The sequence below is a fragment of the Bartonella sp. AP258QHHD genome (genome assembly GCF_042196145.1).
GTDB lineage: Bacteria > Pseudomonadota > Alphaproteobacteria > Rhizobiales > Rhizobiaceae > Bartonella.
Map to the genome: position 1 here is coordinate 1 of NZ_JBHIPR010000067.1, position 14995 is coordinate 14995.

Sequence of the window (14995 nt, forward strand, 5' to 3'; positions counted from 1 at the left end):
CTTTATGGACATAGTCGCGGGACAATGACATTGGGGAATATGCTGAATTCTTTCAAACAAGAAGGTGTTCACGGTATAGCCAACGAAAACACGACTATCAATCTCTATGGACCAGCCTTTAATGTTTTAGTTGCAGCCGGTCTGTTAGATTATGTGAGTGATGGCAAACAAACCACTATTGGCTTTGATGGGAATAGATATGACTTTGTCAGCAGAATTATTGGCGGCAATGGCTATACCTACGGGACACTCCCTGCTGGTAGTAACGTTTGGACAGAATGGTTGAGAGTGATCATGAATCCCATAAGTTCCCATACCTGTCTTGGAGACGTGGGTCCAAAATGCCAAAAGTTTTATGGCACATCTCATCGTGAACAATTTCCTTTAAGTAAATCATGGAGTAAAAAATGAAACACATCGTAAAATTATTAAGTGCTGTAACTTTGTTAAGTATAGCTGGATGTCAGTTTAATAAACCTCCTTCAGGATATTTGACTGCTTGGGAGAAACTGGGAGCAGATTTTACTGAGGTAGGAAAAGGCTTGTTAGAATGTGGTATGCCAACCCCTTATGATAAGGATCCAGAAAGCAGCAAGCTCAGTAATAATGCAATAGCAACAATTCATGCTTGTATGGTTCAATCAGGATTCCGCTATAAAGATGAAAGGGGGGGGGGATGGTGTGTAAACCATAAAGCCGAAAACTTGCCCATTTGTCGTCCAGGCGCTGTTGTTCCACAGCGCAGTGTCAAGAAGCGCTTGAACAGCCCGTTTTGTAAAAAATATAAAAATAGTCGCAAATGCCAGCCTTAAGTTTTGCTGTTTGTGATGATTAACAATCCGCTATCCTTGCCTTCACTTGGAATGGCGCGATTGTTTCCTCACGCACATTATTTAACGGATGAAGAAAAGCAGCATTTACAAGAGGGTGCTGATGGCAAGGTGCATGTGTCCTTTAATGGCATCTTTACTCCACCAGAGGAAGCTGCTGTTTATGCGGTTCAACATGCGAAGGATAAAAATGAACCGCTTTATTTTGTTGTGTTCCCTCAAGCCGATTCTGCTATCTCAGAACTTCTAGTCGCGGGCTATCAGAAGTTTATGGAAAATAACTTTTGGGGTTTGACCAATTCCACACAAGAAGCAAAAGATTTGATGTATAGCTATGGTAACACGGGATTGCATTTTGATGCCCATAGTCGTGGCAGTTTGACAGGCTTTAATATGATGAATTCTTTCAAACAAGAAGGTGTAAATGATGTAGCAGGCAATACAATGATCAGTTTCCATGGACCAGCGGCTAATGTTTTGGCGGCATCCGGTTTGTTAGGTTATGTGAGTGGTGGCAAACAAACCACTATTGGTTTTGATGGGCATAGATTTGACGTTGTAAGCAGATTGATTGGTGGCAATGGCTATGCTTATGAGACAATATCTGCTGGTAGTAACTGGTGGACAGAATGGTGGAGAGTGATCATGAATCCCATAAGCTCCCATACCTGTCTTGGAGATGTGGGTCCAAAATGCCAAAAGTTTTATGGCTCATCTCATCGTGAACAATTTCCTTTAAGTAAATCATGGAGTAAAAAATGAAACAAACTCTAAAATTATTAAGCACTGTAACTTTGTTAAGTATCACTGGATGTAATATCGATAAACCTCCTCCAGGAGAGGTGGCTACGTGGGAGAAAAATGGTGTTACTGATTTTACTGAGGTAGTACTCAGTATAATATCAAAAAACACAATAAAGTCAATAGTTTGCTTGCAATTATTTTATATGAATCCACTCAAGAATCCATCTTTTTATGCATGATTCATTTGACCATTTTTTATATAAGATTGCCATGTATGAATAGATCCAAAAAAGCTAATCATAAAGAAGTTTAAGAAGAAAAAACAACTTCAAAATGTCCTTCAAGCGTTTTAACTTCTTTCGGATTAACAATAATCTTTATATCGTTTCCCAATTTTGCCAAACACTCAAGCATTTTCATTTCACTAATTCCTCGAAATTCTCCACTTAAGAGTTTAGACAATTTGGGTTGAGTCATTTTCAAAAGTTGACTAGCCTGTTTTTGTGTTAAGTTCTTTTCTTTCAGAATTTGACTAATCTTATGAGCAAGTTGCGCTTTGATAAGCATCTCTCTGGAATCTGAAAAGCCAAGATCCGCATAAACATTGGAACTACCGTGAAAAACATTGATCATTTTAATTCCCTTCTAATTGTTCTGCTAACTTGAGACGTTCTTTAATCAGATTAATGTCTGGTTTTGGTGTTGCAATGCCACGGGTCGATTTTTTCTGAAAACAATGCAACACATAAAGAGATTTTTTATATTGTATCGTATAAACAGCACGATAAGTTCCTTGAATATCGCGTTCAATAATTTCTAGAACATTGGCAGATCCAAACCCCTTGAGAACCTTAACATTTTCTCCTCTATCTCCTATCTGAGCAAGATAAAGAGCATAACCAATCCTTTGTTGAATAAGATCAGGAAGACTTTTTATATCTTTGAGTGAAGAACCAAGCCATATGATACGTTTTATTTTACTCATGATTATTAATATACCCATATGGGTATATTTTCAAGTGGTTATTCTAATTTTGTGATTTTTTAATAACTATTATTAATAAAATTGACTTGATAAAAATGGTAACAAAAAACCATAATTGTTTATTTGTTTTATGAAAAGCTGCTTTTGAAAACCAATGCTCGTAAATGTAAAAAACCGTTTTGTTATAAGATATTCACTTAATATGCATTTGCTTTTGATTGGATTGATAAAGCTACCGAGCGTTTTGATTTGTTTGATACGTTTGATAGCCATAACAAGCGTTTATAGGCTCTCTCATTCAAATGAGTGATTAAAGATCATATGCATCATTTACGTTCCTTTTGATAAGTTTTCATATCTCTCATAGAGCGCTTGTAATATAATACGTTTTGTATATATGTGTCATTACCTTGATTAGGGTTGATTCATAAGGATAGACATTTGAAAGCCGCGTCATATCATTTGACACGGTTTTTTTAAATTCTCTCTTTTATGATGGGTTTATAACCATAAAGAAGGCGCTCCCATGCCTGTTTTTATTCTGTTTCATCAACAATCTTGACAAGGTTATCGCTTTCATAAACCTCATAATTTATAGGAACTTCCCTTACTTTGCTTTTCTTGGTTAATTTCGCATTGCCATAAGCACGTCCCCAGACCTTAGTATAGAATAAAACCTTGGCATTGCCAAAAACAGCGCCATAAATTTCAGCACAACCGCCCACCAAAGCACCGCCATAGACCTTGCCATGTATTTTTGCACGACCATTAATAAAGGCATAATTATAAACCTTGGCATAGCTATGAATACGAGCCGAGCCAGCAACAATGGCACGACCATAGACCCTTGCATAACTAAAAACCGTAGCATCATAAGAAACATGAGCATAATCATAAATATGAGCATCAGCAAGAACGCGGGCAGCACCACTCACATGAGCATACCCATAAACATTGCCATAAACATGAGCATTGCCATAGACACAAGCATGGTCATAAATTTTTGCGTATTGAGAGATGAAAGCCTTGCCATAGATTTCACAATTCCCATAGACTTGACCACAAACTTGAGAAAAATGCCGTATTTTTGCATTTTCAGAAACGACGGCATAGCCATACACACAAGCTTTATCATAAACCCAGCAATTGCCATCATGGGATAGATTAGCTTCCTTTTCAATAAAGCCCCCTAAATCCCCCGTCTTAACATCATCAAAATCTCTTAAAGCACGAATGCGATAAAGAGTTATAATATTTCGAGTAAGTGCATGTTTGATTTTTTTGATTTCACTGGTTAATTCGTATTTTTTGCGCATAGGAGTACCCTCACAATCTAATGTGATAAACGTTTTCTAAAATTTGAAATGGAAAATTGGATTGGAAAGCAGGCGCCCCCACAACGCCCATGCTTTATTTAAGCAGCTTCATTTATGGTTTTGTTATTATTACCAATATCATCATAAATTTTTTGATTGCCATCAACTATAGCATTGCCAAAGATTTTTACTAAGTAACAAACATATACATTGTCAGAAACGACGGCATTATCGTAAACATGAGCAGCCCAATCAATACGAGCAGAGCCTAATATTTTTGCATTGCCATAAACAAAGCCCCTTACATAAGCATTATCAGCAATTTTCGCATTGTCAGAGATTTTTGCATCAAAAATGATATTAGCTTTATTACAAACAAAGGCATTGTCATAAACTTGACCACGAACGATAGCATTGTCATTAATTTTTGCATTGCCATAAACATGAGCATTTGCACCGAAAATCCATGCATCATCATTAACAACGGCATTGCCATAAACTTTAGCATTTCTATTAATACAAGCATTATCATGTATTTTTGCATTGTCAGAAACGACAGCTTCCCAAAAAACGGTAGCATTATCATAGACCCAGCAATTGCCATCATGAGAGAGATTGCTTTCATTTTCGATAAAACCACCTAAATCACCAGTCTTTACATCAGCAAAATCTCTAATGGCTTTAATGCGGTGTAAAGTATGACCAGCCACACAACGCGTTTCATTCGTAAATTCGTATTTTTTTGTTATAGGTAAAGAGACACAAGCGTCATCAGAAATTTGAGATGCAAGATTAATCGTTTCATTGTCTTCAATACGTGTATACCAATTAATAAAAGCATTCCCATAGACTTTTGCATTGTCTCTTATAACAGCCTTATCACATACAGCGGCGTTATTAAAAACATGAGCATGTTTGTAAACAAAAGCATATCCAAAAACCAAGGCATTATCATGTATTTTTGCATTGTCATAAACACTAGCAAAATCAAATACCTTTGCATTATCACAAACCGTTGCATTATCGAAAACACTAGCATAATTAAAAACAGTAGCATTATCAGAAACAAGAGCATTATTATAAACACAAGCCTCATTAGCTACCCAGCAATTACCATCATGTGATAAGTTACTTTCCTTTTCGATAAAGCCCCCTAGATCACCTGCTTTGACATCAGAAAAGTCTTTTAATGCCTTAATGCGATAAAGAGTTTTATTATTAAATACACGTGTCTCATTTGTGAGTGCAAACTTTTTTTGCATAACACTATTCCTTTATAAAGAAGATTAAATTTTAGAATGAGATTTTTAAAGAGGGGCGCCCCCGCCGCGCCCGTGTCTTATTTACGCAGCGTCTTTTATAGACTGGTCATTATAGACAATTTCTTTACTACAGACTTCAATATTATTGCGAACCCAAGTGTCACCTTTAATGACCGCATTGCGAAAAATCTTTACATTTGCAAAAATACAAGCATATCCGGAAATTTTCGCATTATCATAAATTTTTGTATCATTAAAAACACAAGCGTAATAATGAACATGAGCATTACCAAAAATATGAGCATCCGGATAAATACGTGCAAAGCCATACACATGAGCATTGCCATAAATATTGCCAGCCACAACCGCCTTGCCATAAACCCTTGCATTTTCATAAATACAAGCAATATTATTCACATGGGCATACCCACTTACAACGGCATTATCGTAAACCCTTGCATTGCTATAAACCTTGGCTTTACCGCCCACCCAGCAATTGCCATCATGGGATAAATTACTTTCACCTTGTATAAACCCGCCTAACTCACCTTTTTTGACGTCTCCAAAATCTCTTAAAGCTCTAATTCTATGAAGGGTTTTAAAGCCAACCTCTATTGTCTCACCTGTAAATTCGTATTTTTTTGCAGGCTCTTGTTTATTAACAGATGCAGTTTCATTTGAAATGTTAGAGAGAAGGGGGGTGTTTTTTGATATATTTGTCATAATTAAAACCTTGTAGAAATACTCGTTTTGAAATTGACACCCTTATAAGAGCATCGGGCGCTCAAAACACGGCTACAAGTCCGTTGCTATGCTTTTCCCTCGCGAAGGGTATTGTATGGCATAGCTACACCCGACAAAATTATCATATATGCTAACAAAAGCATAAAAGATAGTCAGTTTTTATAACAGGATTAGATTTATCGTAACCTATTCGCTTGTAGTTTAGTGTTTTGATCACTTGAGTATTTATATAACAAAATACGTATTTATTGTCAAATAATATTTTATCTTTTTTGATATTTTTTGTATTTTTTAAATACGTTGTGTATTGATAAATATCTTATGCTTATTAATTGCTACTTTTATATTTATACGATTTCAAATCTATATTATAGTCTTTATAAAACGATTGCGTTGTTTTTTGAATCTATACATTTATAATATTTAAAAACGCTCTTATAATGCGTATTTTTATCTTTATAACCCATCAATTTTTTCACTAAATGAATTTAAAATTTTTTGTGAATTTGTTTATAACGCATTTATCATTTGAACTTTCTTAATAGGCAACGCGCTCTTATAAGCAATGCATTCATTTCCATTATGATTATAAAGCCTTGCTGTTTTTACGCATTCTCTATAGCTGTTATCTTCTTTATAGCCATGGCATCATTTTTCATTTTCATAAGAGAAACGATAAATAGGATAATTGCGATTTATAGATTGTTATGAAAATATCTAAAGAGAGATTGATCATTATAAGGATTAGCAAAATCCCTTTTAATAGACCGTGTCAGTTTTGTCAGTTCCTTTTAGACTCTCTATTATTTTTTTTTAAAATGAGAAAAATTAAAAACATTATATTTCAATAGGTTAATATCTTTAAAACATAACTCATATCAAGAGTACAGTCTTTAAAGATAACCAATGATGTGAATTGATTAAAACTTGTCAGTTATGTGTCAGTAAATTGAACTGACAAAAGTGATTATTTTAGTGAGTCATTAAAACGTATCTTATGAAAATCATGTGATCCTTTAAAGCCTTTCAAAAGATAGCTTGTAACTTATAGAAATGCTATCAAGACCAGTATGGTTATGAGTTTTGAAGATTTTGAATATTCCTTTTGCCCCCCTTTATATATTTTTTTTCAATCGAAAAATAAAAGTCATTATACTTCAATATATTAGCATTTTATAGATGCAATCTATATTAAGAAACAACCTATAAATACAACCTAAGATATATTTTGAGAGTTTGAGAAACCTTCAAAACCTATAAGCAATATAAGAAAATGAATATATATATAACTCTCTTTAAACAAAGCTTTTGAAAACAATAAAGCTATCATTTTAGATTACGGTATAACCTCTTAAAGGCAATTCAAAAGAAGTGTATTCACTTTAAGAGTGGGTTTCTTAAAAGTCTTAAAGCAATCCAAAGTAGAGTATCTAAAAGTACAAGTTTCTTCTTTTTAGAATAACGCATATAAACACTCCTTTTAAAGATTGTATGTAAGCAATGTATAAAGAGGGTATAGAGTATAAAGGGGTATAGAACCTATAGGTATAAGACCTTATACCCCTTATGAGTTATCATACCCATTATGTGAGCATGCTTTATAAGTTATTCAGTTTCTCTTATTTCCAATTTTGGTAAGTTTTTTACGATTTTCATTGTTTCTAAACTTACAGTAATAACCCTTTGAAATAACTCTAGAGGGTAGGCAGGGTTGCCAACGGTTTCAACAGCATAGCGATTGGCATCATTAACAATGCCACTCTTTTTATCAGTCTTAACACATTGACGCCCCATAACCCATTCAAGAGCAGGCTTGCCATTGACGATATACTCATAAGCTTTAAGAGGGATATCTGTTATGGTAATATTGCTATTGTAAATAACAGTCGATTTATCCTTTTCCTTACTATTCTTAATTTTTGCGAATTTCATTTCTGTAACGTAATAAAACTTTTCTGGATTAGAGATCTCTGTTTGTTTTGGATTACCCTTTTTAAAGGTCACTGGATAAGGCTCTACAGTTTCATAATTCACGTGCAAATGCCCTAGTTCATGTCCAGCATTAACAAACTTCCAAAAATCTTCAGCGCTTTTTACACAAGGGATGCGAGGCAATTCTTTAGAGAGGTTATCAGCATAACGAGCACGATAATCTTCCGAATGTAACAATCCGTAGACGTAATAGAACAAATTATCTTTAGTGATTTTTTCATTCGGATAAGCCGCTTTAAAATGGTCTAGACCTTCATCAGTAATGGCATCACGCTTCTGTAAACCAGCTGTTGTGTTTTTCTCTGTAGAATTTGCAAATAAATGGGATTGTTTCTCACTTTTTGAAACCGTAGCATCTTCATAAATATATTTTGGAAAGCATTGACCTGTATCTATTGCATGAAAATCAGGTAGATCTTTAGTCATAATAACAGAAAATCCACTTCTTGCCCCTATAGCAGAAACTTGTATCACTGTATTTTTGATCATTTTTTCTACAGGAAAGATACGAGGCATTTGATAAATTGCTTCATTAAAAATGCGATTATAATAAAGCCACTGTCGTGTAAAAGGACGATATAAACTTTGAACAAAACCGACTTCTTCAAATTTTAAAATATGACCTCTTGCTAATTGTTTTTTTATATTCAAACTCCAACTTATCTTGCTTGTATCTGAATTAACAAAATTATCTACAGCCTTTGTACGTGATTTACTGTCAGTGTGCGCATAAGCATTATTAAAACGTTCTGCTTCACTGTTATAGAAGGCAATCATGTTACCCATATTTTTCGCTAAAATTGCACGACTTGAATTGTATGCCCAAGCATCACGACTAGTCGTAATGCCACAAGAATAAATCTCAAAGAGTTTTTTCTCATGAGGTCTCTTATCGCCTAAAGCTAAGAATGTTTCAAAACTGTCATCACGTTGACGTATCCAATCACCATGCTTATCTGGTGTGATTATTTGCCAATCTTTTTTACTTCGTGTAATGCCATCAATACTACCAAAGTCCTTAATTGTTTTAAGTTTTTTTTCTCTTGTTTGATTATCACCAATATCATGATAGTAAATTTTACAAGGTCCAATAGTATTGGGATTTTTTATAAACAGCGTCACGGCAATGCCCGTCATACTACCACTACCAAAAACATTTTCACCTTCTTGAGCAGCTCCATTGCTTAACATATTTTTACGAAGATCCCCTCGTAAATTAAGTACATAAATACTCGTAAATTCTTTGGCTAAAGATTTTCGTAAACTATTCATTGTCGATTTTTCTATGTAACCAGAGCCAGAAACAAAGCCGATTACCCCAGCATTACCAATACGGTCACTAGCCCATCGAATTGCTCGTATATAGCTATCATAAAGTGCTTGCATATTGATTGATTCAGATTGAGCAGCATAAGTTTCACTGATACGATTATCTAATATGGGATAAGGGGTATTCTTCGCATTATCATTAGCACTTTTTTGACCAGTTGAATAAGGCGGGTTGCCGAAGATAACTTCGATAGTCAAATTTTTCTGATGTTCCAAATATTCACTGTTTTCTTTGAGTATACCTTCCATAAGATCTTGTTTTTCAATCATTCGAAACGTATCAGTCAAACCAATATGCTTGAAAGGGATATAATTTCCTTTCATAAGACCATGATAGGTTGCTTCGATATTAATGGCTGCTATGTAATAGGCTAGCAAGACAATCTCATTTGCGTGGATATCATAACGGTATTTATATTCCATATCCTCTGGTTTGATGAGATTGGATTGTAATAGCCGTGTGATAAAGGTCCCAGTACCCGTAAAAGGGTCAAGAATAGAAACACCACGTGATCCTAGACTTTTTCCAAATTCATGACGCAACACATCATCAACAGAATGAATGATAAAATCAACAACCTCAATGGGAGTATAAACAATGCCTAATTTTTCTACTGTACGCGGAAAAGCATAACGGAAAAATTCATTATAAAGCTCTACAATTAAACTTTGTTGTGCTTCAAGAGTGGTAATTCCACGCGTGTAAAATTGTACACTCTTAGAAATATTTTTGAGATCTTGAGATTCTTCTTTAGGGGTAACTTTATCAAGGACATTGAGTACACGTTGTAAAGCACAAGATACGGGATTCTCTTGAACAAACTGATGCCCCTCAAATAAAGCATTAAAGACTGGACGCGTCACAAGATGTTGCGCAAGCATTTCAATCGCATTTTGTTCGGAGATAGTTGTATTTAAATTACTACGTAATTCGGTCATAAAATCATTAAACACACGCCGTGTTTCAGTTTCTGATTTCGTCAAAACCTTAGTTAAGCGTGTGATATGAGTTTGAGCAAGATCACCAACATTTATTGCCCATTTTTTCCAATAGCTAGGGTCGTAAAATCTATTAACAATAGCAGCTTTAATGACATCTTTACATTTAGAAAAAAGGGGGAGTTCTCCTTGTTCTTCACATGTGTGAGAGGATTCATAAGTTGCTAACCCAATATTAAGTCCTGAATACTCTAATTTTGAGCGTATAGGTAAATCATCAATAACCGTGGTCGTATCTTCTAACGCAAGTTCTTGAGAAGCAGCAACAATTTCAAGAGCATCGCTTACGTCTTGTTTTTTGTGCATATGGTGAATTATTTTATTAAAGTTATCATCATGAGCACGTAAAGCATTGAGAACTTGCCAGATGACATTATACTTTTGGTTGTTTTCTAAGGCTATTTCCGGCGGAATATCAGCGGGTATCCCAACGGGTAGAATGATATAGCCTCTTTTTTTACCCTCTGCTCGACGCATTACACGTCCGATCGCTTGAATAATCTCAATTTGACTTTTGCGCGGGTGTAAAAATAGAACAGCATCAAGAGCGGGTACATCAACACCTTCAGAAAGACAGCGTACATTGGTAAGTACACGACAAGTATTTTCCCCCGCATCTTCCTTTAACCAGTCAAGTTGTTTTGTACGCTCTTTAGCACTAAAGGTTCCATCAATATGGGCAAGGGTACAGTTAAGAGGAGGAGTATCTTTATAGTTTTTATGAAGAGCGCGTAAAGATTCTTGCACTTTTTCTTTTTTGAATCTTTTGCATATGCGTTTAGAAGTATCAATATCTTTGCAAAAAGCTAAAGCTCTACGCATGGGCTTGGGGTCATCTTCAAGATCAAGTTTCAGATCCATTTTGGTAAGGGCTCTATAACAGCCATTAATCTTGGTCCTATCATCGAGAATAAGTTCATAATTCTTATCGGTAATCAGATGTTGAATGGATTGACTTACTTCTTCTTCGTTAACAACTAATATGATAACTTTACAAGGTGCTAACAGCTTATCCTCTAAAGCACGTGAAAAGTTGTAAGTGTAAAGTTGTTTGCCATAGAGTTTTTCATTATCCATGGACACCAAAACGTTATTGGATAAGAAAGCATTCCTTTTCAGCTTGTCACTAAAGATCTTTGGGGTTGCTGTCATGTAGAGGCGTTTTTTGCCTCGAATAATGCTATTGTCATGAACCTTGATAAATTCAGATTCATGCTTTTCTGTTCCCAACACAACACCAGTTGTTCTATGGGCTTCATCACAAATGATCAGATCAAATTCAGGTAACCCATGGGTATTTTGTGCATCCGAAATCACTTGGATAGAATGATAGGTTGAAAAGATGACCGTCATTGCATCTGCTAGGTTTTCACAAGCTTCTTTGGCAAGGGCTTTCGCATCTGTTGTAGCAGGGAGAACAAGATCTGATGTTTCCATGCCAACAATATCATCTTGGTTTTTACGACGCTTGCCTACTTTCGTATCAGAACAAACCGCAAAGGAACGCAACGGGACTTGTGCATCGGCTGTCCATTCACGGATTGTTTGCGAAACTAAAGCCAGAGAAGGAACCAGAAACAACACACGCTTGCCTTGACCTGCTATTTGTTCTGCTATCTTCAAACTGGTGAAAGTCTTGCCCGTTCCACATGCCATAATCAGCTTGCCACGGTCTGCTTCTTTTAAACCTTCACAGACTTTCTTGATGGCTTCTTCTTGATGGGGACGAGGCTCTTTTGTTGATTTCAGAACAACTTCTTGTTTTGTTGCAAATATTTGCCAATCTATCCGACTGTTTTCCATATGACGAAGGTCAATGCGATAAACGGGTATCGCTTGTCCTTTGATCATGGCATTGACATTGTCACTTAATTCCACTTCCGTGGTATCGACGAGAAGACGATATTTAAAGATGTCTTTTCCAGAGGCAGCGATAAAGCTATCAATATCTTTTTTACTGATCTGATGGTCAGCTTTATAAAACTTACATTGAATAGCCACATATCCCTCTTGATGACGAAGCTTTCCCACCAGATCAATGCCGATATCATTTTTATTCCAACCTTCACGCTCTTCAGCCCATTCATAATAGGTTTCTACCTTTTCATATCGTCCATAATGGAGAGGGTCATGCATAAGATATTTTGTCACAAAATCTTCAAACACTTTCCCCCGTAGAGCATTTGATGTTGCCTGTTCACGATAGGATTGTAAAAGGGAGCGTAAAGTGAATTGTTCATTATCAGACTTAATAGATTGAAGCATATTGTAATAAAAATCCCTTGCCTTATGAGATGATTAATATTCATTAAAAGAATCAAAACGAATTCAATTAAATGCACTTAAAGCAAATAACGATAAAAATGGGAAAAAACTGCTAAAAAAGCGGATAAATTTTTTTCAAAAGGGGTCTTTAAGGCTGCTTATCAACAGCCCATGACATGGAATAAGATCAGCAAAGTAGTGAAATTTGCTATTCATTTCACGTATTCATCAAGATAAATGTACTACGTTCTTTAAAATATCAGAATGAGTATTTTGATAGGTTTTGTCTGTTTTTAAAACCCCCAAAACACCTACAAAACCCTCTTAGATATATATTAAAAATTGTATTTATGTGTTATGTTTAATATAGGTTGTTTATTTGAAAGATTAACTTATTGAAATATAATAACTTTTATTTTTGACTAAAAAATATATATAAGGGGGGGTAAAAAGACCCCCCAAAACCCCCATACCCCCCCAAAAACTAATGATGGGAAGTGCTTTAAAGGTTCACTGTTATATTGTTTAATGTTTTATAAGATTTCCAAATTGCCTCAGTGTGATGTCTTATGACTTTTCACTAAAGGGTGCCATTCATAACGTATGGTAGGTCGACCGCCTTGGGAGTTATTCTCTCCAGAGATTTCACGAATATAGTTACAACGACATAAAAGCTCTAAAGCTTGCTTAACGGTTTGATTGTCTGTTAAATATTTCCAATCACGTTTATAAACATCCCTTGCTATAAAAACATCGGGTAAACAATCACAGCGTTCAACAATTAATTTTGCACGCTCTGCTGTTAATGTATCCCCCGCCGCATAAAGTCTTTTGACATGACTTAACAGATATTTTTCCCAACGCAAGGCTGTTGTAATGGCATAGAGACCAATTTCTAAACCACCACTATCAAGAAGTTCAAAAATTAACGCAAGGCTTGCTATGGTCTTTGGCATTTTTAAAAGATGCGATTGTAAGCTTTCTGAGTGAGTACCTCCTTTTGCCTCTTTATGAAGATGCTCGAACCATTCATAAAACTTCACTTGTGCTTTAGGAGAAAAACGCATGATCAGTGGTTGTTCTGGAGAACCTAAGCGTTTATCACGAAAAGAGCGAAATACCCCTTCATACTTTTGCCAGACCTCTTGATTGGGCGGTTTATCAACCAATTGCCACTCTTTATTGTCATCGGGCCAGACAATCATTTGAAAGCGTTGCAATAAACCGTCATCGTTTATTCCACGGTGTATGGCTTGAATGAGCGGAATAATGCGTGAAGGTTGAATGCCTCCAATCATGGATAAAGTGACATAAGGGATAAAAATGGTTCCACGCTCTATACGGTCATAAGTAAATTGATCATCGCCATTAAAAGCTGTTAAATAAAAGGCGCGGTCTGATTGACATTCCTTTCTTTCTAGATTGGCTAAAAAGCCAGCCAATTCATCACGCACCATTAAGAGACCACGGGGGTTTTCTTTTAAGAGTTCCCCAAGCTTTTCAACAGACACATCATTGACAATAGTGTCATCTTCATTTTTACGAGTAGAAACTAAGCGGTGTGCAAAGTGCATTATGCAATCATATTCGCAATATTAGAAAAATAATAATTTATCATTATTTACTGATACGGAGCGCAGTATTGTAGAAAATAATTTTCTTCAATTACAAAATAAATAAAAATACAGTTGATTAAGGAAATTTTTTCTTTGTATGGAGCACACGTAAAATACGCACAACGCCATTTGAAATATCATAAATCATGATATAATTTGGATGTACAATAAGTTCACGTGTATTTACAATTCGTCCTAAACGACCAAGGGTAGGAAATTTAACAAGTTTTTCTACTTTTTCAGATAAAAGTTGATCAAACTTTAAGGCAGCGGAAGGATTATCTTGTGATATGTATTCACGTATCTTTTTGCGGTCAACGTGTGCTACTTGTGTCCAAATTAGCTTCATAAAGTTGATCTATCTAGTTTACTTTGTGTCTTTAAGCGCCATTCTTTTGCTTCTGCTTCGATTTCTTCAGAAGACATTATATCACTTGCATTAGCAGAATTTATCCCTAATTGAACTTGTTCCCGAAACCATAAATCGTATGCACTTTTTTCTTTTTGTTCTTTTACGATATCGCGCATATAATCGCGCAATAATTGTGCACCAGATCTATCACACGCCTTTGCTGCTTTGGAAAATTCATTTTTTAATACATCATCGACGCGAAAGGTAAATGTTGTCTCAGCCATTTTACGACCACTTAATGTGTTACAAAGTAGTTCTAATGTAATGTATTTTTACTGTTTCTTCAATAGGTACTATTAGAATAGATATTTTATATCTATTTTGCATTTTCATAGGGTTGAAAGAGAAGCCCATAAATTAACGGGCTCTGATAACAACCCAGACAGCAGAGACAGCCCCGTTTCAATGCCTTCACAAATAACCAGATGTTTTGGATTGGCTTGGCTTAAATGCACCCCACCACCCGTTACAGATCCCAACATGGCTTTTGCTGGTTTCTGA

10 protein-coding genes and 3 pseudogenes are annotated in these 14995 nt (G+C 35.5%); 3 read left to right on the top strand and 10 right to left on the bottom strand.

Annotated features, from left to right (window positions below):
• From ACFIMM_RS08045 to ACFIMM_RS08055, 3 genes and pseudogenes are all read left to right on the top strand, one after another.
• Positions 1 to 411, top strand: a pseudogene (locus tag ACFIMM_RS08045) (filamentous hemagglutinin); the annotation flags it as partial.
• The gene (locus tag ACFIMM_RS08050; RefSeq protein ID WP_375692691.1) at positions 408 to 812 is read left to right on the top strand and encodes a hypothetical protein; all 405 of its coding nucleotides are present in this window, start codon (positions 408 to 410) and stop codon (positions 810 to 812) included. The pseudogene ACFIMM_RS08045 and the gene ACFIMM_RS08050, both read left to right, overlap by 4 nt.
• A 15-nt stretch (positions 813 to 827) precedes the next feature.
• A complete protein-coding gene (locus ACFIMM_RS08055; RefSeq protein WP_375692692.1) occupies positions 828 to 1592 on the top strand; it encodes a filamentous hemagglutinin in 765 nt (254 codons plus the stop codon).
• A 291-nt stretch (positions 1593 to 1883) separates the two neighbouring features.
• Here ACFIMM_RS08055 and ACFIMM_RS08060 read toward each other — a convergent pair whose 3' ends face one another.
• The 10 genes and pseudogenes from ACFIMM_RS08060 to ACFIMM_RS08105 all read right to left on the bottom strand — a co-directional run.
• Entirely contained in the window at positions 1884 to 2207 is a 324-nt protein-coding gene (locus tag ACFIMM_RS08060; protein ID WP_015856199.1) for a helix-turn-helix domain-containing protein, read from the bottom strand.
• Position 2208: 1 nt separating this feature from the next.
• Positions 2209 to 2559, bottom strand: a complete 351-nt coding sequence (locus tag ACFIMM_RS08065) for a type II toxin-antitoxin system RelE/ParE family toxin (RefSeq protein WP_041581387.1) — start codon at positions 2557 to 2559, stop codon at positions 2209 to 2211.
• 536 nt (positions 2560 to 3095) lie between these two features.
• Positions 3096 to 3875, bottom strand: coding sequence for a hypothetical protein (locus ACFIMM_RS08070; protein WP_375629514.1), 780 nt, complete (start codon positions 3873 to 3875; stop codon positions 3096 to 3098).
• A gap of 98 nt (positions 3876 to 3973) precedes the next feature.
• Complete coding sequence (locus ACFIMM_RS09555) at positions 3974 to 5137, bottom strand: hypothetical protein (protein ID WP_375629511.1); 1164 nt, start codon at positions 5135 to 5137, stop codon at positions 3974 to 3976.
• An 81-nt stretch (positions 5138 to 5218) separates the two neighbouring features.
• Positions 5219 to 5860, bottom strand: coding sequence for a hypothetical protein (locus tag ACFIMM_RS08080; RefSeq protein WP_375629509.1), 642 nt, complete (start codon positions 5858 to 5860; stop codon positions 5219 to 5221).
• Positions 5861 to 7486: 1626 nt separating this feature from the next.
• Complete coding sequence (locus ACFIMM_RS08085) at positions 7487 to 12466, bottom strand: DEAD/DEAH box helicase (RefSeq protein ID WP_375682479.1); 4980 nt, start codon at positions 12464 to 12466, stop codon at positions 7487 to 7489.
• Between the two features lie 554 nt (positions 12467 to 13020).
• A pseudogene (locus ACFIMM_RS08090) lies at positions 13021 to 14019 on the bottom strand (DUF3987 domain-containing protein); the annotation flags it as partial.
• A 139-nt stretch (positions 14020 to 14158) separates the two neighbouring features.
• The gene (locus ACFIMM_RS08095) at positions 14159 to 14431 is read right to left on the bottom strand and encodes a type II toxin-antitoxin system RelE/ParE family toxin (RefSeq protein ID WP_375610964.1); all 273 of its coding nucleotides are present in this window, start codon (positions 14429 to 14431) and stop codon (positions 14159 to 14161) included.
• A complete protein-coding gene (locus ACFIMM_RS08100) occupies positions 14428 to 14718 on the bottom strand; it encodes a CopG family ribbon-helix-helix protein (protein ID WP_375610963.1) in 291 nt (96 codons plus the stop codon). The genes ACFIMM_RS08095 and ACFIMM_RS08100 overlap by 4 nt, the downstream gene beginning before the upstream one ends.
• Positions 14719 to 14823: 105 nt before the next feature.
• Positions 14824 to 14995 (bottom strand): annotated as a pseudogene (locus tag ACFIMM_RS08105) (virulence-associated protein E); the annotation flags it as partial.